The organism is Protofrankia sp. Cr2 (genome assembly GCF_963555885.1).
In the GTDB taxonomy this organism is placed as follows: domain Bacteria; phylum Actinomycetota; class Actinomycetes; order Frankiales; family Frankiaceae; genus Protofrankia.
Genome location: NZ_CAUVXG010000036.1, coordinates 17,965 through 41,378, shown reverse-complemented (window position 1 = coordinate 41,378; position 23,414 = coordinate 17,965). Strand labels below are relative to the sequence as shown.

Annotated in this window: 18 protein-coding genes and 1 pseudogene; 8 read left to right on the top strand and 11 right to left on the bottom strand. The window is 66.4% G+C overall.

Annotated elements, in window-relative coordinates; all coding sequences use genetic code 11:
• Both U9978_RS16365 and pknB read left to right on the top strand, forming a co-directional pair.
• Nucleotides 1-285 (top strand): annotated as a pseudogene (locus U9978_RS16365) (hypothetical protein); the annotation flags it as partial.
• Nucleotides 273-2,255, top strand: coding sequence for a Stk1 family PASTA domain-containing Ser/Thr kinase (pknB, locus tag U9978_RS16360; RefSeq protein WP_416211003.1), 1,983 nt, complete (start codon nucleotides 273-275; stop codon nucleotides 2,253-2,255). The pseudogene U9978_RS16365 and the gene pknB, both read left to right, overlap by 13 nt.
• A 44-nt stretch (nucleotides 2,256-2,299) precedes the next feature.
• On the opposite strand, the gene U9978_RS16355 is transcribed toward pknB, so the two are convergent.
• Nucleotides 2,300-2,947 carry an aminodeoxychorismate/anthranilate synthase component II gene (locus U9978_RS16355; protein ID WP_322761998.1) on the bottom strand — a complete coding sequence of 216 codons (648 nt, stop codon included), beginning with the start codon at nucleotides 2,945-2,947 and terminating at the stop codon, nucleotides 2,300-2,302.
• 135 nt (nucleotides 2,948-3,082) lie between these two features.
• A complete protein-coding gene (locus U9978_RS16350) occupies nucleotides 3,083-4,858 on the bottom strand; it encodes an AMP-binding protein (protein WP_322761997.1) in 1,776 nt (591 codons plus the stop codon).
• A 443-nt stretch (nucleotides 4,859-5,301) separates the two neighbouring features.
• Between U9978_RS16350 and U9978_RS16345 the strand changes: the two genes are divergently transcribed.
• The gene (locus U9978_RS16345) at nucleotides 5,302-5,562 is read left to right on the top strand and encodes a cell division protein CrgA (protein ID WP_322761996.1); all 261 of its coding nucleotides are present in this window, start codon (nucleotides 5,302-5,304) and stop codon (nucleotides 5,560-5,562) included.
• A 228-nt stretch (nucleotides 5,563-5,790) separates the two neighbouring features.
• Here U9978_RS16345 and U9978_RS16340 read toward each other — a convergent pair whose 3' ends face one another.
• Complete coding sequence (locus tag U9978_RS16340; protein ID WP_322762006.1) at nucleotides 5,791-7,758, bottom strand: glycoside hydrolase family 15 protein; 1,968 nt, start codon at nucleotides 7,756-7,758, stop codon at nucleotides 5,791-5,793.
• A 206-nt stretch (nucleotides 7,759-7,964) separates the two neighbouring features.
• Here U9978_RS16340 and U9978_RS16335 point away from each other — a divergent pair, with 206 nt between their 5' ends.
• A complete protein-coding gene (locus tag U9978_RS16335) occupies nucleotides 7,965-8,483 on the top strand; it encodes a PH domain-containing protein (protein ID WP_322761995.1) in 519 nt (172 codons plus the stop codon).
• 85 nt (nucleotides 8,484-8,568) lie between these two features.
• Here the strand turns inward: U9978_RS16335 and U9978_RS16330 are convergent, their stop codons facing one another.
• Together U9978_RS16330 and U9978_RS16325 are read right to left on the bottom strand one after the other, a co-directional pair.
• Nucleotides 8,569-9,483 (bottom strand): rhomboid family intramembrane serine protease, encoded by a 915-nt coding sequence (locus tag U9978_RS16330; RefSeq protein WP_322761994.1) that lies wholly within the window; start codon nucleotides 9,481-9,483, stop codon nucleotides 8,569-8,571.
• Nucleotides 9,484-9,625: 142 nt separating this feature from the next.
• Entirely contained in the window at nucleotides 9,626-10,150 is a 525-nt protein-coding gene (locus U9978_RS16325; RefSeq protein ID WP_322761993.1) for a peptidylprolyl isomerase, read from the bottom strand.
• Nucleotides 10,151-10,475: 325 nt separating this feature from the next.
• On the opposite strand from U9978_RS16325, the gene U9978_RS16320 reads away from it, so the two are divergent.
• Nucleotides 10,476-11,027: a hypothetical protein gene (locus tag U9978_RS16320; RefSeq protein ID WP_322761992.1), complete on the top strand. Its 552-nt coding sequence runs from the start codon at nucleotides 10,476-10,478 to the stop codon at nucleotides 11,025-11,027.
• 78 nt (nucleotides 11,028-11,105) lie between these two features.
• On the opposite strand, the gene U9978_RS16315 is transcribed toward U9978_RS16320, so the two are convergent.
• The 6 genes from U9978_RS16315 to U9978_RS16290 form a co-directional block, all read right to left on the bottom strand.
• The gene (locus U9978_RS16315; protein WP_322761991.1) at nucleotides 11,106-13,019 is read right to left on the bottom strand and encodes a GMC oxidoreductase; all 1,914 of its coding nucleotides are present in this window, start codon (nucleotides 13,017-13,019) and stop codon (nucleotides 11,106-11,108) included.
• Nucleotides 13,020-13,197: 178 nt separating this feature from the next.
• Nucleotides 13,198-14,472: a hypothetical protein gene (locus U9978_RS16310; RefSeq protein ID WP_322761990.1), complete on the bottom strand. Its 1,275-nt coding sequence runs from the start codon at nucleotides 14,470-14,472 to the stop codon at nucleotides 13,198-13,200.
• 556 nt (nucleotides 14,473-15,028) lie between these two features.
• Entirely contained in the window at nucleotides 15,029-15,592 is a 564-nt protein-coding gene (locus tag U9978_RS16305) for a methylated-DNA--[protein]-cysteine S-methyltransferase (RefSeq protein WP_322761989.1), read from the bottom strand.
• Nucleotides 15,593-15,719: 127 nt separating this feature from the next.
• The gene (locus U9978_RS16300) at nucleotides 15,720-16,745 is read right to left on the bottom strand and encodes a phosphotransferase enzyme family protein (RefSeq protein WP_322761988.1); all 1,026 of its coding nucleotides are present in this window, start codon (nucleotides 16,743-16,745) and stop codon (nucleotides 15,720-15,722) included.
• A gap of 237 nt (nucleotides 16,746-16,982) precedes the next feature.
• Entirely contained in the window at nucleotides 16,983-18,320 is a 1,338-nt protein-coding gene (locus tag U9978_RS16295; RefSeq protein WP_322761987.1) for a putative T7SS-secreted protein, read from the bottom strand.
• Between the two features lie 250 nt (nucleotides 18,321-18,570).
• Nucleotides 18,571-19,695, bottom strand: a complete 1,125-nt coding sequence (locus U9978_RS16290; protein ID WP_322761986.1) for a hypothetical protein — start codon at nucleotides 19,693-19,695, stop codon at nucleotides 18,571-18,573.
• A 380-nt stretch (nucleotides 19,696-20,075) separates the two neighbouring features.
• Between U9978_RS16290 and U9978_RS16285 the strand changes: the two genes are divergently transcribed.
• The 3 genes from U9978_RS16285 (at nucleotide 20,076) to U9978_RS16275 (ending at nucleotide 22,859) form a co-directional block, all read left to right on the top strand.
• Nucleotides 20,076-20,345 (top strand): SemiSWEET family sugar transporter, encoded by a 270-nt coding sequence (locus tag U9978_RS16285; protein WP_322761985.1) that lies wholly within the window; start codon nucleotides 20,076-20,078, stop codon nucleotides 20,343-20,345.
• Nucleotides 20,346-20,630: 285 nt separating this feature from the next.
• The gene (locus U9978_RS16280) at nucleotides 20,631-21,968 is read left to right on the top strand and encodes an alkaline phosphatase PhoX (RefSeq protein WP_322762005.1); all 1,338 of its coding nucleotides are present in this window, start codon (nucleotides 20,631-20,633) and stop codon (nucleotides 21,966-21,968) included.
• A gap of 198 nt (nucleotides 21,969-22,166) precedes the next feature.
• Nucleotides 22,167-22,859, top strand: coding sequence for an exonuclease domain-containing protein (locus U9978_RS16275; protein WP_322761984.1), 693 nt, complete (start codon nucleotides 22,167-22,169; stop codon nucleotides 22,857-22,859).
• Nucleotides 22,860-23,414 lie beyond the last annotated feature (555 nt).

Here is a 23,414-nt window from a genome sequence, read left to right as displayed (position 1 = left end):
GCGGGTGGCCGGGCAGCGGCCCGGCGGCGAGCCGACGGCGGCCGGGGTGGCTCGCCGACCGAGGGCCGACGAAAGCTGTCGCTACCCGTCCTGATTCTCCTTCTGATCGCCACTGTCGCCGTCACTGCGTTGATCACTCGGACGATCGCGGGGAGCAACGGGTCAGCCACGAGCGCACCGCCGCCGAGCTGGGCGGTGCACATGCCTCGGGCCGAGGGTGGCATCGTCACCGATGACAGCGTGACCGGGAACGACCGGAAGGGCGAGCACGGGTGGCAGGCGTGACTGAGGTGTTCGGGACCGAGCCCCGCCTGGTGGGTGAGCGCTACGAGCTGGGCGAGATCCTCGGTTACGGCGGTATGGCCGAGGTCTACCGCGGTCGCGATGTGCGGCTCGGACGCGAGGTCGCGGTCAAGACGCTGCGCGCTGATCTCGCGCGCGACGAGACCTTCCTGGCCCGGTTCCGACGCGAGGCGCAGTCGTCCGCGGCGCTCAACCATCCGGCGATCGTGTCCGTCTACGACACCGGTGAAGATCTGATCAACGGCATGACCATTCCGTACATCGTGATGGAGTACGTGGAGGGACGCACCCTGCGCGACGCGCTCCAGCGCGAAGGCCGGTTCACCGAGCGCCGGGCCATGGAGATCACCTCCGACGTGTGCGCCGCGCTCGACTACAGCCACCGGATGGGAATCATCCACCGGGATATCAAGCCCGCGAACGTGATGCTCTGCCTGGACGGCTCGGTCAAGGTGATGGACTTCGGCATCGCCCGGGCGACCACCGCCACGACATCCCACATGACGCAGACCGCCGCGGTGATCGGCACTGCCCAGTATCTGTCGCCCGAACAGGCGCGCGGGATCCGGGTGGACGCCCGCAGCGATGTGTACTCGACCGGAGTACTGCTCTACGAGCTGCTCGCCGGGCTGCCGCCGTTCCGCGGCGACTCTCCGGTCGCCGTCGCCTACCAGCACGTGCGGGAGAACCCGCAGCCGCCGTCCACCCATGACCGCGACATCACCCCCGATGCCGACGCGATCGTGTTCAAGGCGATGGAAAAGGATCCCGACCGCCGCTACTCCACCGCCGGGGAGATGCGCGACGACCTCGAACGTGCTCTTGCCGGTCGGCGTATCTACGCGCCACCGCTCATGGGCGACCAGCTCGCCACCCGAATGAACCCACCCGGGCCGCCAACGGGGACGCAGGTGATCTCCCGTGATCGTGACGCCTACTACGGGGACTCCTACGAGGACCCCTACGGCAAGACGGCCTACGGCCAGAACGCCTATGACCAGACCGGCGGCTACAACCGGGCGGGCGGCGGTGGCACCGGTCTGATCGACGGCGGCCCGGTCGACGCCGAAACACCACCCGAGTCCGAGCGGCGGTCAGCTGCCTGGAAGTACATTCTGGCCGGGCTGTCGGTGGTGGCGGTGTTCGTCGTCGTCACGTTGATGGCGACGAAGTTCCTCGGGAGCAACTCGACCGGCAACACCGCCAGCGGCACGGCGAAGATCCCGGGAGGCCTCATCGGACAATCCAAGGGCATCGCCGAGAACAACCTCACGAACGCGGGTTTCACCAACATCCGGTCGACTACCGTCCAGGACAATGCGCCGAAGGACAAGGTCACCGCGGTTGATCCACCTACGGGCACCGTCGTGGCCAAAACCGTGCAGATCACCCTCAGCGTTTCGGCCGGCCCTGGAGCGCTCACCGTGCCGCCGGTGGTCGGGCTCAGCCAGAACGAGGCGATGACCCAGCTGAAGGCAGCCGGGCTCACACCCAAGGTGATTTCCTTCACCGGTGCGGCCACTCTGAAACCGGGCTACGTCCAGTCCGCCGACCCCGATGTCGGAACATCGGTGACCGCCGGCGAGACGGTCACCATCAACGTGGTCAGCCAGCAGATCACCATCCCGGACGTGACGGGCCAACCGCTCGACGCGGCAAAGGCCACCTTGGAGGGGTACGGCCTCAAGGTGATCCAGCAGTCCAGGGTCAGTAGCCAGCCGACCGGCACCGTGGTCGCCCAGAACCCGCCCACAAGCAGTTCGGTCAACCGCACGTCGACCGTGACGCTGTATGTCGCACAGCAGCAGCAGACCGAGACCGCGACGCCGACCCAGACGCCGTCACCGACACCGTCCAGTAGTCCGTCGCCCTCCCCGAGCGCGACACCGTCGCAGTCGCCGACAAACGCGTCCCCGACATCATCGAGTACCCGGCGATTCGGGCAGCAGTAGGAACGGGCGCTACGTCAACGAGCGCTACGTCAACGAGCTCTGCGTCAGGCGAAGGCTGTCTGACGCAGAGCTTCGACCTCTGCTGACAGCGCCGGCGCCAGCGCCAGCGCCATGTCGTCCCCGCAAACCGACAGCCAACGGGCCAGCAACAGGTGGCCGCCCTGCGTCAGCACGGACTCCGGGTGGAACTGGACGCCTTCCAGCGGCAGGGTCCGATGTCGCATCGCCATGACGACACCGCTCTCGGTACGCGCGGTCACCTCGATCTCGTCCGGCAGCGTCGCGGCATCCACCGCGAGCGAGTGATAACGCGTCGCGACGAACGGTGACGGCAGGTCTGCCAGCACGCCTGTGCCGGAGTGCTGGACCACCGATGTCTTGCCGTGCAGCAGTTCGGGCGCCCGGTCGACCGTGGCCCCGAAGGCCACCCCGAGCGCCTGATGGCCCAGGCACACCCCGAGCATCGGGACGCCGGCCGCCGCACACGCGCGCACCATCGGGACGCTCACCCCGGCCGCCTCCGGCGTTCCCGGCCCGGGTGATATCAGCACCCCGGCGACACCGAGCGTGACAAGATCGTCAATGTCGACCTCGTCGTTGCGGCGGACGACGCTGTCCGCGCCGAGCTGGCCGAGGTACTGCACCAGGTTGAACACGAACGAGTCGTAGTTATCAACAACCAGGATCCGCATCTACCTGCCCCCTCCCCCTGCCCGGCACCGACCGGACGTCCCGACGGATCGCGGCGACGCCAGCCGCCCAGGACCCCATCCGATCATTATGATGTCACCCGGTCTGACGTCGCCCGACCATGACATCCCCCGACCTTAGTGGTCGGCGGTGTCGGTCTTCTCGGTATCGGCCGTCCCGGTGTCGGTCTTCTCGGCATCGGCCTTCTCCGCGTCCCGCAGCGCCCGGCGCAGGACCTTGCCAATCCCGATCTTCGGCAGCGGCTCGGTCCGAAATTCAATGATCTTGGGAACCTTGTAGGCGGACAGCTGCTCGGCTGCGTGTGCCCGCACCTCGTCGACGGTGAGCGACGCACCGGACCGCAGCACCAGAAATGCCTTGACCGTCTCGCCACGGTAGGCGTCCGGGACGCCGATCACGGCGACCTCGGCAACCTCGGGGATCGCCGACAGAACCTCCTCGATCTCGGTCGGGTAGATGTTGAATCCACCCGCGATAATGATTTCCTTCTTCCGGTCGACGATCTCGAACCAGCCCTCGGCATCCATCCGCGCGATGTCGCCGGTGAGGATCCAGCCATCCTCGGTCAGCGTCCCCTTGGTGGCCTCCGGGTTCTCCCAGTAGCCGGCGAACACCTGCGGGCCCCGCACCAGCAACTCACCGGGTTCGCCCACCGGCACTTCCCGGGTGTGGTCGTCCCGGTCGACGATTTTCGCTTCGGTGGACGGGACGGGCAGCCCGATCCATCCCGGGCGGGTCACACCTCCCAACGGACCGGCGTGGGTCAACGGTGACGTCTCAGTCATGCCGTAACCCTCGACGACCGGCATACCGGTCGCGGCCTCCCAACGCCGCTGAAGATCGGCGGGAAGTTTCATCGCGCCGGACAGGCAGCCCCGCAGCGAGGTGAGGTCGACGCTCCGCGCCCGTGGGTTGTCCAACAGGGCCTGATAAATAGGCGGAACGCCCGGAAAAAGCGTTGGGCGGTGCCTGGCGATGGCGTCGAACACCATGGTCACGTCAAACTTCGGCAGCAGGACGACGTGCGCACCGAGCACCATGCCCTGAATCATGCACAGCGTCATGCCGTATGCGTGGAACATCGGCAGCACCGCAATAATCACTTCGTGGCCGAGGCGGGCGTCGACGATCCAGGCCCGACCCTGCTCGCCATTCGCGACGAGATTTCGGTGGGTCAGCATCGCACCTTTGGCCACGCCGGTCGTTCCCGTGGTGTACAGCAGGACGGCGACGTCGGACGCTGCTGCCTGGACGGATGTGCTCACCGGCTCGGCCCGACCGGTCCTCAACACGTCCAGGAATGCATGCGCCCGGGCGTCCGCGGGCAGGTCCGTCACAATCTCGGCACGCTTGCGCCGCGCCTTGGCGATGGGTAGCCGCAGCAGCAGCTGGTCCTTTTTCGGCAAAAAGTCCGGAATCGAGGTGGAGATGACCTCCCGCACCCTGGTCCGGCCGGAGCGGCGGGCCGCCTCAACCGCCGCGTAGGTCCGGTCGAGACAGATCACGTACTCCGCTCCGCAGTCGACGAGCTGGTGGGTCAGTTCGGCCTCGGTATAGAGGGGATTCGCCTCAGCGACAATTGCGCCGAGCCGCACCACCGCCTGGAAAGCGATCACGTGCTGCGGGCAGTTCGGCAGGATCAGCCCTACCCGGTCACCCGCCCGGACGCCCAGCTTCGCAAGACCACCGGCAAATGCCCCGACCTGTTCGTCGAGGACGCTGTAGGTCGTGGTCGTACCGAAGAAGGAGATCGCCGGACTTGTCGGAAATCTGGCCACGACATTCTCGAACAACTGCCCCAACGTGATATCAGGGATCTCGACCTCGCTGGGGACACCCTCGACATACGACGAGTGCCACGGCCTGCCAGCATAGGTGGCGGCTTCAGTCATGACGGTCTCCCGCTCGGTTGTCGATCGACCTGGCATCGCGGGCACACTCCTCGTCGGTTCAGAGCGACCGGCAATAGGGGACGCGGCGTCGCGGGGCCGGGCGCTCTTACGGTTGGGCATCATTCTGGCAAGGAAACGAACGGAAAACAGCTCAGGGCGCCCGGCGACAGGGATGCGGCGGGTAGGGCGTCAGCGGAGGTGCTCTCCGCGGGGGCCGGGCAGTCGCCGGTGGGCTGTGCGCCGTCCGGCCAGCCGGCTCGGCACGGCCTCGAGGCCGTGCCCGGCCGGCTGGGCGCACGTGCAATGGCCCGTTCGGTCCGGCGTGGCCGCGGGCCTGTCTACCCTGTGGGACAGGTGGTCCGTAGTATCCCGGCCGATACCCTCGGCGAGAGATGACTCCGGCCAGCCCACGAAGGTCGTCACGGTCCCCAAGGAGCCTCGAAGTGCCCGTTTCCCGGCGTCGCAAGAAGAAGTCGACCACGTCGCCACCGCAGGTCGCCCAGGTCCGCAAGCGCAAGCCGCCGTCTCCGCCGTGGGTGGGCGCGATGATCCTGGCGCTCTTCGTGATCGGAATCATCTGGCTATTGGTCTACTACTTCTCCAACGGCAGCGTCCCCGGACTGGACAGTCTTGGCCCCTGGAACATCCTGATTGGGTTTAGTTTTGTCGTGGCTGGCCTTGGAGTGGCAACCCAGTGGCGGTAGTGCGTACTGGTAGTGCCACCAAAGAGTTCCATGGCTGTCATTCATCCCCAACAGTTGTCCACAATGTGGATATCGCGCTGCGGTGGTCCGCCGCTTGCACCTGCAATCCGCCGATCGTCACCACAGGTCACCTCTGAGTGACCATGAAGTTATCGCACGATCACTATAAAACGACCGAAAACCACTGGAAACTCACCGGGAGAGGAGCCCGGAAGCGCCGGACCGGGCTCAAGGGACAGCAGGATCGAGGGGCGCCGGTGGGAGACCGGTGGCCCCTGAACCCTCCTCGGCCCGAATCACATGCATGACCGCGTTGATGAGGGCCAGGTGAGTGAATGCCTGCGGAAAGTTTCCCAGATGCCGGCCGGTGCTCGGGTCGAGCTCCTCGGCGTAGAGATCCAGCGGGCTGGCGAAGCTCAGCAGCCGCTCGCAGTGCTGCCGCGCGGCGACCACCTCGCCGATCTCCACCAGGGCGGACACCAGCCAGTACGAGCACATGAGGAAGGCGCCCTCCTCCCCCACGAGTCCGTCGTCGGTCTCCTCGACCCGATACCGCAGGACCAGACCGTCGACCGTGAGCTCCGCGGCGATCGCGAGGACGGTGGCCCGCACGCGCGGATCCTCCGGCGGCAGGAATCCCAGCAACGGCATGAGCAGCAGCGAGGCGTCCAACGCCGTCGCGTCGTAGCACTGGGTGAACACCCCCCGCTCGTCGAGACCATGCGCGCACACGTCGGCATGGATCTCGTCGGCAACAGCAGCCCAACGGTCCGCGGTCTTCGCGTCCCCGCGCATCGCCGCCAGCCGCCGGCCCCGGTCGACGGCAACCCAGCACATCACTTTCGAGGAGGTGAAGTGCCGCAACTGCCCACGCACCTCCCAGATGCCGCAATCGGGCTCCTGCCAGTGTTCGGCTGCGGTGTCGACCAGCTTGACCAGCACCGGCCACAGGCGTTCGGACAGGTAGTCCCGTGACCGGGTATGGAGGTAGACCGAGTCGAGGATCGCACCCCAGAGATCGTGCTGACGCTGAGAGAACGCGGCATTGCCGACCCGGACCGGAAAGGCCCCCTCATAGCCGGACAGATGCCCCAGAACACGTTCATTCAACCGACTTTCACCACCGACCCCGTACATGATCTGCAGGTCGTCGCCGTTCTCGCAGACGTCCGCGATGAACGAGAAGAAGTCATTCGCCTCGGAATCGAGGCCCAGGGTGTAGAGACCCCACAGAGTGAACGTGGAGTCACGGATCCAGCTGTACCGGTAGTCCCAGTTGCGTTCACCCTGCGGCGTCTCCGGCAGCGATGTGGTGGACGCCGCGAGCAGCGCACCGGTCGGGGCGTAGGTCAGGCCCTTGAGCGCCAGCGCGCTGCGCTGCAGATGCTGACGCCACGGGTGATCCGGGAAGACGCCACGCGAGAGCCACTGCCGCCAGAACGCGGTTGTCCGGGCCACCGCCGCCACCGCCTCCGCGTAGCTACCCGGCAGGAACGGGTCGCTTGCCCGCCAGGTCAGGGCCACGAACGCGGTTCCGCCTTCGGTCAGCGTGGTGCGGGCATGCGCCCGGCGGCCGTCGAAGCCCAGGCGCAGGTCGGTACGCAGTCGCAGGGTCAGGTCGGCATGCAGCCCGGCATGGGGGTCGGTATGGCCTGACTGCGCCTCCTTCCCATTGCTCACGGTCACAGCACTGCCGTAGTCCGCAGCCTCATATGCCCAGCCTGCCGGACGGCAGCCATAGTCGAAATTCGGCTCGCACAGCAACGTCAGGTCGACCGAGCCGTGCTCGCAGCGGGCAAGCCGGAGCAGGACATGTTCGGCGTCCCAGTCAGTCGGCGTGCGCCGGTGGGTGTTGGACCGCTGCGCTGTGCGGTGCCAACGTCCGACAATCAGACAGTCGGTGACGATGAGCCAGCCGTTCGGCGTCTGCCAGGTCGTCTCAAGAATATTGGTACCCGGCAGGTAACGACGCCCAGCTGGGATCATCGTCCGGTCAGGCCCGAACCGGAAGCCGCCTGCGGACCGGTCAAGGATCGCGCCGAAGACCGACGGAGCGTCCGGCCGTGGCAGGCACATCCACTCGATGTTGCCGCTCGGCGCGACCAGAGCGGTGGTCTCACAGTCGGAGAGGAAGGCGTACTCGGCGATGGGTGGGAACGGGCTCGTACTGCCACGCCTCGTCGGTGAGGATTGCACGTTCACTCTCCTTCTCCGTCCACGCACCCCACCAGACGGGAGGCGCCGAACATCGGACAGGCCGTCATCTGACGCGACAGCAAGACAGCGGATAGTAACCGCCGTGAGGATGAGGACCGCGCAGGCCGCGCCCACGGACGGAGGCCGGGATCCCGCGCCCGACCAGGCCGGCCAGCCGGTGGTCGGGATGTACTGTGCTGGGTGACATGCGGGACGACCAATCCGGTGCCGACGAATCCGGTGCCGACGAATCCGGTGCCGACCAATCCGGTGCGTGCGGGATCATCGATGCCCACGCCTGGTCACCGCCATGGTGGCGAGTGATCTTCTACGCGACGACCGGCATGGCGGTGCTCGCGGTCGTGGCCGTCGACGCGCTCGCGTTCCGGCTTGGTTCGCTGGACGGTCCGGGCCGCCTCCTGGTGGGGATCGGCGGGGCCGGCCTGATCGTGCTGGCTGTGCGGGACGCCCTCGCCCGGCCAGCACTTCGGGTGGACGACGGTGGTATCGACCTGGTGGACGGGATCCGCCGGCTGCATCTACCCTGGGCCGCTGTCCTGCGGGTACGGGCCGACACCCTGACCCACAACCGTCGCGGCGTGCACATACGCGTTCTCACCGTCGAGACGCTCGACGGCCCCCTGCTACTGAGCCGTCGCCAGCTCGGCACCGAACCCGAACGGGTCGCCGCGGCTGTGGAGGCGGTCCGCCGCCGCCACGGCTGACACATCCGCTACACGTACGAACGCCGGCGCCAGGCGCCGGCGGCGAGCATCAGGTGCGCACCACCGGGCCTCCCTCATACCCGCGTCATACGCCTACAACCGCGGCCACAAGCAGGGCGGCGAGAACGCCGCCCACGGCAATCGCCTGCAGCCAGACCCGGCGCGGTGGGATGTAGGCGTACGCCATGCCGACCACCAGACCGGTCACGAGACCGCCGATGTGCCCCCACTTGTCGATCCCACTGATGGTGAAACTGATAACCAGATTGATGCCGACGACGACGAGGATGGCCGACGTGTCCGCCTGCAGCCGCCTGGCGATCACGTAGTACGCGGCGAAGAACCCGAACACCGCGGTGGACGCCCCGACCGAGTAGGTGCTCCAACCATTGATCAAATAGCTGAGCGTGTTACCACCGATGGCGCACACCACGAACAGCGCAAGGTAGCGCACACGGCCGAGAATCTGCTCCAGCTGGTATCCGAGCAGGTAGAGCCCGTACATGTTGAGCAGGATGTGCAGGATGTTCACGTGCAGGAACGCGGCGGTCAGTAACCGGTAGTACTCGCCGTTGACCTCCATGGCCTGCCCGCTGAGCGCAAAGTCCTGGGTGAAGGCGTGGTCGACACCGCCGCTGAGCCCCGGTAGTCCCTGCAGCACAAACGCGACCACGCACATCCCGATGAGCACCAGGGTGACCAGCCCGGGACGTCCCTGCACCGCCCGTCCGCCAAGCCGGGTGACCGGTCGCCGGGAGGAACCACCGGCGCGGCCACCGTGCGCGCCGGCATCGTCCGGGCAGTGGAACCCGACGTCCGCGGGACGCATGCAGTCGGGGCAGATCGCGCGTCCGCACCGCTGGCAGGACACGTACGTCTCGCGATCCTGGTGTCGGTAGCAGCGCGGGACGATCGGATGTTCGCTGCCGCGTCCCGGCGGGCCGCCCGCAGGCTGGGCGGCGGGCGTCCAGCCATCCGCCGGACCAGGCTGCCCGACCACGGGACGCCAACCCTCGGACTCCGATCGCCGTCCAGCCGACTGACCGGGACCGGCGGGCCCGCCTTCCGAGGCGGCGGCACCGCCGTCCGGCTCCGACCAGGGTGAGCTCATCACGCCGGCCCCGACCTCAGCCCGCGCCGGCTCAGGCCGTACGACGTTCGACGACGACCTGGCGCACCACGATGTCGGTGGCGGGGCGGTCCTGGGCACCCGTCGACGCCTTGCTGATCGCGTCCACGATCTCAGTGCCGCGCGTGACCTCACCGAAGATCGTGTGCTTGCGGTCCAGCCAGGTCGTCGACGCCACCGTGATGAAGAACTGGGAACCGTTGGTACCCGGGCCTGAGTTCGCCATCGCGAGCAGGTAGGGGCGGGAGAAACGCAGGTCCGGGTGGAACTCGTCGGCGAACTTGTAGCCTGGGCCGCCGCGGCCGCTGCCCAACGGGTCACCGCCTTGGATCATGAAATCCGGAATCACCCGGTGAAAGATCGTTCCGTCGTACAGGGGAGTCGTCTGCTTCTCGCCCGTCCGCGGGTCGGTCCACTCCCGCGTGCCGGTGGCGAGACCGACGAAGTTCGCGACCGTCTTGGGCGCGTGGTTTTCGAACAGCACAATCTCAACGTCACCCTGAGTCGTCTTCAGCGTGGCGTACAGCTCCTCGGCCATGAGCCTTCTCTTCCGTCGTGTCGGTAGTGGCTGATCGCCGGTAGCTGCGGATGTCGCACCGCGGGTCCAACGACCGCCGTGGTCTCGATACTCCGCCGATCGTATGCGTCGGGGGCACCCCAGCAGACGCCGAGAGGGCCAAAGGGCGTGCGACGATTGTCAGATCGCGCGCCCGGAGGCCGCAGTCCCCGGAGCACTATCGGGATGCACCTACATCCGCCAGAAGTGGAACAACCACCACCGTCCGCATACGTGTTGCAGCACGCGAGACTGTGGGTAGGGCCGCACAAGCAAACCGTGGCACCCGGTGGACAAGGAGAAGCTGATGAGCTCCGGACTGACGGCGAAACGTCCGCACATGGCTGAGCACATACCCCTGCGCGGGATCCCGACAGGCATCAACCGCATCGGGCGGTCCGATCGGGCCGGCCGGGTCGCTCTGATGGGAAACGTAGTTGGTCACAAGGCCGCGAACGTGAAAGACGAGCTGGCAACCGCGTCCGGCGGGGTCAGCCGACGGGTCCGCGGCGCCCGGTCGGCGGCAGAACTGTCCGCGCAACGCGCACGAGGCGCCACCGACCTCCAGCTGACGAAGGCCCGATCCCGCCGTGCCGTCAAGCGGGAGGCGAAAGCCCGCCTGCATGCGGAGGAGGCGCAGGCCGTGCTGGAGAAGCGGCTGGTCAAGGCCGAGCACCAGCTCGAGCGGGTCCACCGCCGCCGGCACCGCAGCGTCATGACCCTCGTCCTGATCGGTGCCGGAGCGGCCGCCGCAGCCGCCGTCCGGACGGCCCTGCGGCCGATAGCAACCGGCCAGCCGACCACGGGAGCGGCGCCATCTCCACCAAGCCTGAAACCCGATCGTTCGGACAAGCCTTAGTGGTCGGCAATAGGGGAGTGGATCAAGGAGCGGGGCCGGGGCACGCACCTTGATCCATACCCATGGTGCCGGGCGCTCTTACCCTCCTGGCAGATGACGGTTAGTGACCGCAGGCACAGGAAGGGCGTGATCAGAAAGGCCGACGGTGTAGGCGGCTGGAGCGTGCTCCGGCACGGCCGGGCGCACCGGGCGCACCGGGCGCACCCGCTCGTACGGTGCCCCGATCGCTGGGCGCTGGTCGGGTTCACCCTTGTTCGGCCACAGCGAGATCGCCCGTTCGGCCTGCGCCACGATCGTCAGTGACGGATTGACCCCCAGGTTGGCCGCGACCGCCGCGCCGTCCACGACATGCAGGCCGTCATATCCGAAGATTCGCTGGTACGGATCAATGACCCCGCTGGCCGGCGAATCCCCGATCGGGGCGCCGCCGAGGATATGCGCGGTCAACGGAATGTCGAAAACCTCCGTGAGCGTGCCACCGGGAAACCCGCCGATACGCCTGGCGATGCGCCTGGTCGCGTCATTGCCGGCCGGAATCCAGCTTGGGTTCGGCTCACCGTGGCCCTGTCTGCTGGTGAGTCTGGCACGGCCGAACAGACCCCGCCGTCGGGTGACGGTCAGCGAATTGTCCCGCGATTGCATGACCAGTGAAATCATGGCACGTTCCGACCATCGCCACGGCAGCGGCGCCGACAGCAGTGACAACGGATGCCGCAGCGCCGCACGCACGAACATGACCCATCGCGGCATCCGATGATCGCCGTCGGTCATGAGAGTAGCCAGCAGGGCCATCGCGTTACTACCCCGGCCGTAACGGACCGGCTCGATATGGGTGTCCGCGGCCGGGTAGAACGAGGACGTGATCGCCACCCCGCGGGTGATCCGGCTGTCCGGTCGGAATCTGGTGGCTCCGATGATTGATTCTGAATTCGTGCGGGTAAGCTCGCCGACCCGGGGCGACAGCGCCGGCAGCACGCCGGTATCCCGCATGGCGAGCAGGAGCCGAACAGTGCCGAGCACTCCACCGGCGAACACGACCTGGCCTGCATGCCACGTCCGTCGGCCCCGACGGAACCAGGCTCCTGTGCGGACCGTACTGACCTCATACCCGCCGGCAGGCAGCGGACGGACAGCGTCGACCTGAGTGTCGGGAACAACCTGGACGCCGAGCTTCTCAGCCAGGTAGAGATAATTGTAGTCAAGGGTGTTCTTAGCGTTCCAGCGACAGCCGGTCATGCATTCACCACATTCACGACAGCCGGTGCGGGTGGGCCCGACGCCACCGAAGTAGGGATCCGCGACCTCGACACCGGGCTCCTTGCCGCCGGCCCGGCCGAAAAAGACGCCCACATCCGCCAGCCGGAAGGTATGGCCGACGCCCATTTCATCGGCGACCGCCCGATATATCTCGTCGGCATGGGTGACCGTCGGGTTGGACACCATCCCGAGCATTTTTTCAGCCTGATCGTAGTAGGGCGCCAACTCGTGACGCCAGTCGGTGATATGACCCCATTGGCGGTCGGTGTAGAAGGCATCCAACGGGCGGTAGAGCGTGTTCGCGTAAACCACCGATCCACCGCCGACGGCTGCGCCGGAAAGAACCAGAACGCGGCCGAGCATGGTAATTTTCTGAAATCCGTGGCAACCTATTAGAGGTGCCCAGAGATAGCGGCGGATGTTCCAGTTCGTCCGCGGTAGAGAATCCGGGTTGAATCGCCGTCCAGCCTCCAGAACAATGACGCGATAACCCTTTTCCGCAAGCCGGAGAGCCGCGACGCTCCCACCGAAACCAGAGCCGATGACAATCACGTCGACGGCCTGCTCCTCGCTCTCACGGCACGCGGGGGTGATCCGTGCGGCCCGCTCCTCCGTCGTACTCTCCGCTTCCTTACTCTCCGCTTCCTTACTCTCCGCTTCCGTGCGCTGCGTGCCCCCGCCCGCAGCTGTGCTCGGGCGTGCCCTGGTCACCCGTGTCGCGTTGCCCCTGAACATGCCCGCTCCCGCCGCGTTTCCCGAACGCCCAGGTCCGAACGCCCAGGTCCGAACGCCCAGGTCCGAACGCCCCCCGGTATCCCATCATCGTCGCCTCAACGCCGCAGGCAACACGCCGCGGCGGGTGCGCCCTCATCCGATTAAGAGCGCCCGGCGAGCAGACCGGCTGTGCGACGAGCTACGCCGCGCCGCTGGTCCGCTCGGGATGTACGCGAGACTGCGCGGCGCCGGCGGCAGCTGCCTGCTCGATCGCCGCAAGCCCCGGCAGGCTGACGGGAGCTGTCCGTTCCGCCGCGACGGCGGACGGAGCCCCCTGCGCAGCGGCGGCCGGCACGGTGACCCATGAACGGCAGGACCGGCACAGGCACTCCGACGCAGAAGCGGGCAGATGGTCCAAACGCCGAAGCAGGTGATCCACGGGATCATCGACCCGCCCGACTCCGAGGCTCGGTCCGATGGTGTCCACCAGATGCATGGCCAGTTCCGCCGCGCTCCACAAACCGACGGTCAGAATGCGGGTGAGCTGGTCGCCGGCGACGGTGAGACTCTCCGGATCGCGCCGCATCGCACAGGCCAGCGTTGCGACGACTTGGCCGGCGGCGTCGGCAACAGTGCGCTCTGCCACAACGGGCAGGTCCGGTTCGCCCCCGCCGGCGGTAGGCACGCCAGCGGCAGGCACGCCGACGGTAGGCACGCCGACGGTAGGCGATGGTGCAACCGGTGCCGCCGCGGCGATGGGGGACCCTGATCCTTCTTGCGCTGATTCAGGGCCGGATGTAACCGCTGAAAGGTTCCCGATGACCTTCAGTGCCTTAGCCATAGCCGTACCGGTGACGCGGGACCGGCGCCGGGCGGCGGCACTCGGGCGATCCGAGGTAGGCCGTGCGCCGGCCTGACGCGGCGACGGCCCGGAGCTGTCGGGTATGCCGGCACCGACCGGGGCGGGGGCACGCCGGGCCGATCCGTCGGCGGCTGGGGCGGCTGCGGCGGTCGGCATGACTGGGGCCGGTGCGGCGGATGCGGTCGTCCGGACCGAGTCGGACATGCTCAACGCGAAACTTGCGGGTCGGCGAGCGGCCGGGCGGGCCAGGCCGATCAACCAGCCGAGGTCGCGCAACAACCGGATCTGTCGTTGCACATGGGTGCGGCTGTAACCGGTCTCGGCGGACAGCGTCACGAGTCCGGGCGAACAGACCGCGGCGGGTCCGGGCAGCAACGGGTGGACGGGTTCGCAGGTCGCCGTCACGTCCACCGCGTGGCTGGCGAGAGCCAGCGCGACGAGCTTCGCGGCACGTGGGAGACATGAACGCAGCACCGCACGCTGCCAGGCGGGGCGATCCGCCACCGGCGTCCCGGAATCGGATGTCGGAAGGAGTACCAGGGCGCCTGGGATCGCCAACTGGGTCCCGCTGTCGACGTTGGTGAGCAACGCCCGGCTGTCGTCGACCAACATTCCTCCTCCCGCGCTCGGGCTATCCGCGACCGGAACCGCGCAGCATCTACTGATAGTAGCGAACTCGCTACTTGAAGCGTTTGTTGGTGCAGTATGGGCGCCCCTGGCGACATCGCCCGAACCGCGTCCAAGCACGGTACCCCGTGGACACTGGCGATCACGCGCCCATCGGCCACCATCGACACATGAAGACAACACAGCTTCAGGATGTAGTTGTGTCATCATTGGGTAGTTGATCGGATGCTATCCGTAAAAATCCATGCTACAAGCACCTCGTAGGGGCACGCATCCCGGGCCTCCAGCTGAGGTACCAGGCTCCCACGGGGCCGCCGGGTGCGCGACAAAGACCATGATCGCGCACCCTTCAGCCCACAGGCTCCCACGGGGCCGCCGAGTGCGCGACAAAGACCATGATCGCGCACCCTTCAGCCCACAGGCTCCCACGGGGCCGCCGGGCGCGCGACAAAGACCATGATCGAATAATTACGTAGGCACCCTAAAACGTTGCATCACGTAACGAAAATGATGAGGAGACGCGGCACGGCGGGTCTGTTCGTCACCCGCGCCGGCCGGCAGCCTTGCCTGATCTATTCGGGCCAGGATGGCACTGACCCGGGCTCAGGTGACCGCCGCGGGCAAGGGTCCGACGCTCAAGGTCGAGAAGGTGCCGCTTTCGACCTATACCACCGGAGTACCCGGTCAGCGCCCCACTCGAACCGATCACCCGATGGCACGGGACAACGATGGGAAGCGGATTGCGACCGTTGGCGAGCCCAACCGCACGGAAGGCCGACGGCCGTCCGATCGCTGCGGCGATCTCGGCATAGCTACGGGTCGTACCATAGGGAATAGCTGCCACGGCCGCCCACACCGCCTGTTGGAACGGTGTGCCGACCGGATGCAGCGGTACGTCGAAGGTGACCCGGTCACCCATGAAGTATGCCTCGAGCTGCTCGATCACATCACGGAAAGCAACCGGATCGGACTCGAGACCGTCCAACCACGGCGGGCCGGCATCCGGCTCGTTCATGTGGATCGCACGCAGAGCCACGTCGTCACCGACCAGCAGCAACGGACCCAGCGGTGAAGCCATTCTGGCCTGTCGGGTGACGCCTTCCACGTAGCCTGACGCTACCTTTCCGGTACTACACAGGGAAACGATGGGGTCACAACGGCGTGCGGGTGTCGCGTTGTCTGGCCCAGCCGACCTGATCGGGAACCACCTGACCGCTGGCGGTAGCGGCGCATCAAGGCCTTCCGCTCAGGTAGTCATCGGCAAGATCACACGAGGCCGCGGCGTACCGCGTCACGCTGTCCACCGCGTCAGCCTCCGGATGCGAACCCAGCCAGGCAACCAACAACAGCCGACGGAGCATGATGAAGGTCGCCACCATCGCCTCCTCGTCGGCGGATACCGGCCGGTGCCGCCGGTAGGAGGTGAGCCAGGCATCCACCAGGTCACCAACCGTTGGTAGATGTTCGATGAACGACAGAGACGCAGCAAGATCATAAAGGTACCAGGTGAACCCACAGTCGTCGAAGTCGATGACTGTGAGCTCATCCGGCTGCCCGTTCACCAGCAGGTTCGCCAGCCGCATGTCAGCGTGGACAAGCCCGAACCGGTCCGCGCCACGACCGAACCGCTCAAGCCTGCCACGGATCTCGCGGGCGGCCCGGGTCAAGACGGCAACACCAGCCGGGTCCGCCTCTGGCGTACCGCCCCGTTCCATGCCGACGGCCGCGCGCATGCCGTCCTGCCAGCTACCCCACCGACCGTCCGCTCCCAGAGTCGTTCGCCACGTCCACTCGAACCGGGTGAAGCCGCTCGGCGGCCGCCAGACACGAGCATGGTGATGAAGCCGGGCCGCGATCTCGCCGAGTACGGCGAACCCCTGCATGAGGCCCACAACATCGGATGGCTCCGGCGACGATCCCGCCACCCAGTCGAACAGCACCGCATAGCGCGGTTGGGTGCGCAGATCCGAGCTGACTGGGTCACGCGCGGTCATGGCCACCACGCCACCATGACGGGTCGGTACGACCCGCGGCGTATCCACCACGCCGTTACGCCGAAGCGCCTGTGTCCAGAGCAGCTCGGAAGTGATCTCTTCAAGCCGATGATAGCCGGGTCGGTGCAGCCGCAACGCCCAACGACGGCCCGTTGCAGGATCCTCCACCTGGTAGGTGACGTTCTCCGAGACGCACAGGAGGCTTACGGTTGGTACAGCTCCAAGATCATAAGTGGTGAGGACCTCCTCAACCAGCGCATCCATCGGGTTTCGGTCAACCAGCACAAATCTGATCATAATCAGGCGACACCAGGCGCCAGCCTGGCCCTGGCCCTGGCCCTGGCCCTGGCCCTGGCATACGACGCGACAGAGAGCCTCCGCGGTCGCGTCCGAATCGACGGAAGTACCCAGAACCTCAGCGGCCTCAACCGCGCCGGGGGGTGGATTCTGAGCCGCCCGGCGTTGACGAATCAGGCGTCGATCTCCGCACACCGCTCATGCCTACCGCCCCTCCCCCTCCCGTGCCCACTTGTGCATCCATCCGTCGACAACCATCGTGGCATCTTCTACCTGGGCCTCCTCTGCCTCGCGATCTACGCGCCCCAGCCCCACTTCTTGATCCACATCCCTATTACCGGAAGATCTAAGTGCGTCGTCCAGATCAGCAGGCCGAGCAGCCACGCGTTCACCCGGACCGGTGACGGCGAAGGTGTCTTTCGCCACCCTGTGAATGCCGCGAGGCAGCAGCCGTCTCAGCACGATAGTGGTCCGGGCGCGACCACCGCGGAGGCTCGCGGTCATCGCCGCCAGGCGAGTACGCCCGGCGGCCGGTGAGATCCGGGCGAATATCCGGCCATCACGCCACGACTGCCTGGCGCCCCGGACGGCTCGGGCTGCGCCGGCCGTGGTGGTCAGGCCGACCGGACCCGGGATGCAGTCGGCCAGGGCGAACAGAACGTCCCACAGGGATGCCCGACCCGCGGCGTATTCCATAAGGGTGTTAGCGAGGACGACGAGTGCGGCGGCGAAGATGACCCATGCCAGCGGTCCGCCGACGATCAGTACAACGATACCCAGGACTGCGACGCTGATTTTTGCGACGCGGACGGCAGCATGCCAGAAGCGGCCGGCGCGTTCTAGCAATCCTTCCCACGAATGCCAGGATCTGTTTTTCAGGCCCGCATGCGACGCGCTCCGGATCGCGTGCACGCAGGTCTCCGCGGCATCCTCACGCATCTGCTTCGCGGTAAGAGCGAGCCGACGGGCGGCATCCAGATCATCCTGAGCGGAATCGACGGAGCTCTGCGCCAGGTCGAGTTTCGCCCGCACGGTATCGCGGTTGCGGATCGCCTGCGCCACCCCCGCCGGATCGGGCTGGGGAACGTCGGCCGGGTACACATGGGCCGCCGAGGTCAGCTCCGATACGGTCGACGCCACGGAGGTGAACGCGATGCGCGCCGGACCGATCAATGTCTGGGCATGGTCCCGGCGGGCGCGTGCGTCCCGTCCTCGGGCGAGCGCATTGTCGGCCCGCACCTGGGCCACGCCAAGATCCGGATTAAAAGCGCTCAACGCGTTCCCCGCCAGCCGATAGGAATTCGCGAGCTTCTGTAACTGCCCGGGGAACTCAGCCAACTCGTCGCGAAAGGCCGTACCCGACTGCCCCTGCCATGATATCGCAACCCAGGAGCTGGTTAACGCCGTCAGATTTTCATTGGCATGATCTACATCGGCGGCGAACTCCAGGAACTTCCGCGCCAGTTCTCGTACCGAGAACGGATCCCCCGGCGTGGGATCAGCATCCAGATCGAGAGCAGCCCAGTCCGTGGGTCGGTTCATCGAACGAACCCATGGCGACAAGAAACACGCATGTGCATCACTCCGGACCGGGTCAGGGGTCTAGCCAGCCACAAGCAGCGCGACCACAGCTCCCTTCGCGCCGCCGGAGGCCCGAAGGGGCGCCAGGCCGACAGCCAACGTGGACATCTGAAAGATAACCCGGATCCCGGTCGCGCGCACCGCTCTCACATATTCAGAATGGGACCATTTCCCGGGCCCACACTAAATGGTCGTAACAGATTCGTACCGGTCAGCGAAGGATGCCGGTGTGGCCGAGGGAGTAACGACCCGGCTGGGGCCAGACACAGACGCCGTGTGGACCCGGACCGACCCTGATCCGGGCGAGCAGGTTGCCGTCCTTCGTCGAGATCGCGTAGACCTCGCTGTTGTAACGGCCGGCCAGCCACAGGACCGACCCGTCGGCTGACACCCCGCCCATGTCAGGACTACCCCCACCGCGGATCGGCCACGTGGTCCGAACCTGGCGGGTCGTGAAGTCCACGACGGAGACGGAGCCCTCACCGCGGTTCGACACGTACATCACGGTTGCGTCCCGACTCGGATACAGGCCATGAGCGCCCCTACCGGTCGGCAAAAATCCGATCTTGGTGAAGCGAACCGGATCCACGAGATGGAGACCATTGGTCATCATGTCAGCCACGTAGAGGACCTCTCCGCGTGGATCGAGCTTGATGTCCTGCGGCATACCCCCGATAGTCAGGTACCCGATGACAGTCGGTCCGCGAAGGTCAATCTTGACGAGCTTGCCGGAGAACTCGCAGGTGGCGACAAGAAACGAATCGTCAGCGGCGAAGTCGATGTGGTCGACACCGGGGCAGTCGACCTTCAACTGCGTGCGCAGCTGCCAGGTGTGCGGATCGTAGAAGTCCAGTCGTTCCAGTGCCTCGGCGACGACCACCGCGTACTTCCCGTCCGGGGTGAAGTACATGTTGTAGGGATCGGCAACGGGAATATTCGACCCATTGATCTTCCCGGTGGTCGGGTCGATCGGGGTCAGGCTGTTTCCGTCGTTGTTGGTGACGTACAGGGTTGACAAATCCCAGGATGGGACGATGTGCTGGGGACGAGCACCGGTCACGTAGTGATCAATCACCGTGAAAGTCGCCGGATCGATCACATCAACGGTATTGCTGTCGCTGTTCGGAACGTAGACGAGCGTCCTGGCATTGCGGACGGCTGGGCTGAACTGGTTTGCCCCGTCGAACGCGTAGACGTTCCGCGGCGACGCCGGCGGGGTTTCGACCGGAGACGACGGTGCTGCGCCTGGCGGCACCGTGGCCGGGGACGCCGGGGACGCCGGGGACCCGAGCGCCGGCGCGCTTGGCTGACCGGACGGCGACTTAGACGAAGCCACACCGCTGCCACATCCAGCCAACAGGGGAGCGCACACGGCGGTGAACAACACGAGGCGAGACAACCGCTGTGATCGATTCCCGCGAGATATGTGCACAGATCTACTCCGAGTCCCGACGGGCGACAACGACACCGAAGGGTAACAGTATGCACACCACGTGAATGCAAGTGGCGGTGGGGACGCGAGGTGGGTCCGATCGATCACGGACGCATCCGATCGGGTCACGATCAGTCCAGGTCGCAGCGAATACGGGCAGCGATCAGATCGTCACAGATATCAACGTCTGAAATGATGCGAAATGATCCCTATGAACGGTTCTTTCCCTGATATCTCGTCAACCGAGTATGAAATATCCTCGGATCGACGAGAAAGAGGCATGGATGACCATCTTGGGCCTGTTGGCCGGCGCTCTGACGACCGGGTGCTGGTTGCCGCAGCTGTTCCGGTCCTGGCGGACCCGCTCCGTGCGGGACATCTCCTGGATCTATCTCGGGATTCTCGGGCTCGGCGTGAGTCTGTGGCTGGGCTACGGTCTCCTCAACGGCGACATGGCGATCATCCTCGCGAACGCGGCGACTGCCGGGGCCATCGCCCTCCTCGCCGGCCTGAAAGCCTCGTTCGACCGCACATCCGGGGAGCCCGCGCCGTAGGGCCGCGCGGTGGAGTGCAGGACGACAGGCACGCCGCTCCCGCACCCAGCCACGACGCACCGTCACCTCCTCGCACATACGGTGACCCCGGCCACGCCACGAGGACGGCCCGTCCGGGCCAAAACCGTTGATATCGGGCTGCGGCCTTCGTGACGTGCAGGTTCGGCCATTGACTCTCACAATTCCTCGATCGAGTAGTCGCCTGTCGTTCCATCCTGTGTCGCTTCGTGGCCATGTCAACCTGCCAGCGTGCGGATTCGGCATTCCAAGGAGGGACACATGCCCATGTCTGTCAGTCGTCGTCAGGCGATCGTCGGTACTGGAACGGCGAGCCTCGGATTCGTCCTGTCCGGAGCGGTCGGCTCGGTCTTCAGCGGAACCGCGTCGGCCGCCGAGCCGTTCCACTTCCACGGCTACGGGGAACTCGTCCCCGACCCGGCGAAGATCGTCGACCTTCCCGCAGGATTCACCTACACAGTTGTCTCCCGCGCCGGCGTGGACACGCTGCCGACCGGGGAGAAGCTTCCGGGCGCACCGGATGGCACATTCGCCTTCCCCGGCAAGAAGAACAACCACAGCATTCTGGTTCGCAACCACGAGCTTTCCCCGGGCGCGGCGAACCCGGTACCGCACCTGCCAGGACTGGAGTACGACCCGGGTGCGGCCGGCGGAACCACCACGGTCGTTCTCGACGGTGACAAGCTGATCTCACAGGTGGCGAGTCTCGCGGGTACGGTCCGCAACTGCGCCGGCGGCAACACCCCGTGGGGGACCTGGCTGTCGTGCGAGGAGACCGAACTGACCCCGGCCACCAACGCACGCCTGACCAAGAACCACGGCTACGTCTTCGAGGTCGACCCCTACGGGCGCCTGCACGACACCGAAGCCGTCCCGCTGAAGGCACTCGGGCGTTACCCGCACGAAGCGATCGCCGTCGATCCCAAGACCGGCATTCTTTACCTCACCGAGGACGCGGGCTCGCCGTACGGGCTGCTCTACCGCTTCCTGCCGGCCAAGCCGCTGGGAGGCCCGGGAAGCCTTCGGGCCGGTGGGAAGCTGCAGGCGCTCAAGGCCGCCGGCGCGTCCGATCTATCGGTGTTCACCGAGCTCGGCACCACGCTCGCGGTGACCTGGGTGGACGTACCGGACCCGGACGCGACAACCACGTCGGTCCGCAAGCAGTTCGCCGACGGGGCGGTCACCCACGTACCCAAGGCCGAGGGAATCTTCTGGGACCGGACGAGGGCCTACATCGTCTCCAGCTACGCCAAGGCCGGGTCCGCGGCGGCCGGTGTGCACGAGGGCCAGGTCTGGGAGTTCAACCCACGCAAGTCCACGATCGAGCTGGTGGTCCGGATTGCTCCGGGCGGCCGCTTCGACGGTCCCGACAACATCACCGTTTCGCCCTACGGCGGTACGATCGTCCTGTGTGAGGACGGTGACGGCGAGAACTACCTGATCGTCGTGGGTGACGACGGTACCCCGTACCCGTTGGCGCGTAACGCCGCCAGCGACAGCGAATGGGCCGGCGCGACCTTCTCCCCGGATAGCAAGTGGCTGTATGCCAACATCCAGGGTGATGGGCTGACCGTCGCGATCACCGGCCCGTGGCGACGCAAGTAGTAAGCCGCAACGAGCCCTGACGTTTGTCCGAGACGTTGTCGCGCCTGCCGCAACCGGCACGGCAACGTCTCGGCAATGCACCGGCAATGCACCGGACCAGATCCCCGACCTGCCGAACGCCATCAACAGTGTAAGAATTGTCTCTCTCATGTGCATATGGGTGCGGTTCCGGCACGGCGGTCCGGCAAGATCCGTTCTGTGACAACCGCCGTGGTCCCGGGCCGTGAGTTCGCCGCTGTGTTCCCGCACCGATACGCCGTCGTGGACGTCGAAACCTCGGGCTTGTCACCGCGTGTGCACCGGGTCCTGTCGGTGGCCGTTGTCCACGTTGCCACGGACGGTACGGTCGAAGGCAGCTGGTCGACCTTGCTCGATCCGGGTTGCGACCCTGGACCGGTTCACATTCACGGCCTCACCCGTGAGCGACTCGCCGGCAGCCCGACGTTCGACCAGATCGTCGATCCGCTGGTGTCCATGCTCGCCGGGCGGGTGTTCGTCGCCCACAACGCGATGTTCGACTGGCAGATGATCGCGGCCGAGGCGCGGCGGTTCGACCTGCGCCTGCCGATCGATCGACGACTGTGTACGCGGGTTCTCGCCCGCCAGCTCAACCTCGAACTGCCCGATCTGAAACTGGCGACCCTCGCGGCCCACTGGGGCGTACCCCAACGTCGGGCGCATGAGGCCGACGATGACGCCGCCGTGCTCGCCACGCTGCTGCCTGAGCTCCTGCGCCTCGCCGCCAACCGGGGCGTGGACCTACCGCTGGTGACATGCGACGCCGAGGTGGCGGCACCGGCACCTGATATCGGACGGCGGGCAGCACAGCCGGCACGTCTGCCTCGGCCTGAACTCCCGAAGAACCGGGCGACGGAGACCACCGGCATATAATCTTCGTCTTCCGACCCACCCCTCTGTACTTCTATTTCGGGCTGACACGCCCGCCATGTCGATCCGCGGGAAAGAATATCCCGCGACGGATTCGTTCTCATACGCGGTGACTATCATATGGTCCCGCGGTTGATACGGCGTCGCCCGCCACCAGGTGAAGCAGCGTCCACGGGTGGGTGGCCCGCACCACCGGACCACCGCGCCACCGGACCCCTGACCGAGCCTGAGATCATCTCGATGTTCGACGAGGCCGTTGCGTTCTGGCGGGGCTGGGGCACGCCCCTGCTGCCAAGCGCTCCTAACGATGTGAATCTGATGCTCCTACCACAACACCAGATTCACATCGTTCCCGAAGAGCGCCCGGTACCCCGGCTCCGTCGGTCGACACCCAACACCTCCGGTGCCTCCCTCCGGTGCCGCACCTCGCGATCTACCCGCCCCAGCCCCGCTCCTTGACCCGCGCCCCTCTTGTCGGGCGCTCTTAGCCATCAATACAATTCTTTACGTAGCAGACTACGCAGATTTTGCGATCGTAGCATACGGTCCGTCAATATT

Excerpts from the sequence above, each read along its gene's own strand:
- U9978_RS16355 (WP_322761998.1), bottom strand. The coding sequence starts at position 2,947 with ATGCGGATCCTGGTTGTTGATAACTACGACTCGTTCGTGTTCAACCTG.
- U9978_RS16350 (WP_322761997.1), bottom strand. The coding sequence starts at position 4,858 with ATGACTGAAGCCGCCACCTATGCTGGCAGGCCGTGGCACTCGTCGTAT.
- U9978_RS16335 (WP_322761995.1), top strand. The coding sequence starts at position 7,965 with ATGCGGGACGACCAATCCGGTGCCGACGAATCCGGTGCCGACGAATCC.
- U9978_RS16325 (WP_322761993.1), bottom strand. The coding sequence starts at position 10,150 with ATGGCCGAGGAGCTGTACGCCACGCTGAAGACGACTCAGGGTGACGTT.
- U9978_RS16320 (WP_322761992.1), top strand. The coding sequence starts at position 10,476 with ATGAGCTCCGGACTGACGGCGAAACGTCCGCACATGGCTGAGCACATA.
- U9978_RS16315 (WP_322761991.1), bottom strand. The coding sequence starts at position 13,019 with ATGTTCAGGGGCAACGCGACACGGGTGACCAGGGCACGCCCGAGCACA.
- U9978_RS16310 (WP_322761990.1), bottom strand. The coding sequence starts at position 14,472 with ATGTTGGTCGACGACAGCCGGGCGTTGCTCACCAACGTCGACAGCGGG.
- U9978_RS16300 (WP_322761988.1), bottom strand. The coding sequence starts at position 16,745 with ATGGATGCGCTGGTTGAGGAGGTCCTCACCACTTATGATCTTGGAGCT.
- U9978_RS16295 (WP_322761987.1), bottom strand. The coding sequence starts at position 18,320 with ATGAACCGACCCACGGACTGGGCTGCTCTCGATCTGGATGCTGATCCC.
- U9978_RS16285 (WP_322761985.1), top strand. The coding sequence starts at position 20,076 with ATGACCATCTTGGGCCTGTTGGCCGGCGCTCTGACGACCGGGTGCTGG.
- U9978_RS16280 (WP_322762005.1), top strand. The coding sequence starts at position 20,631 with ATGTCTGTCAGTCGTCGTCAGGCGATCGTCGGTACTGGAACGGCGAGC.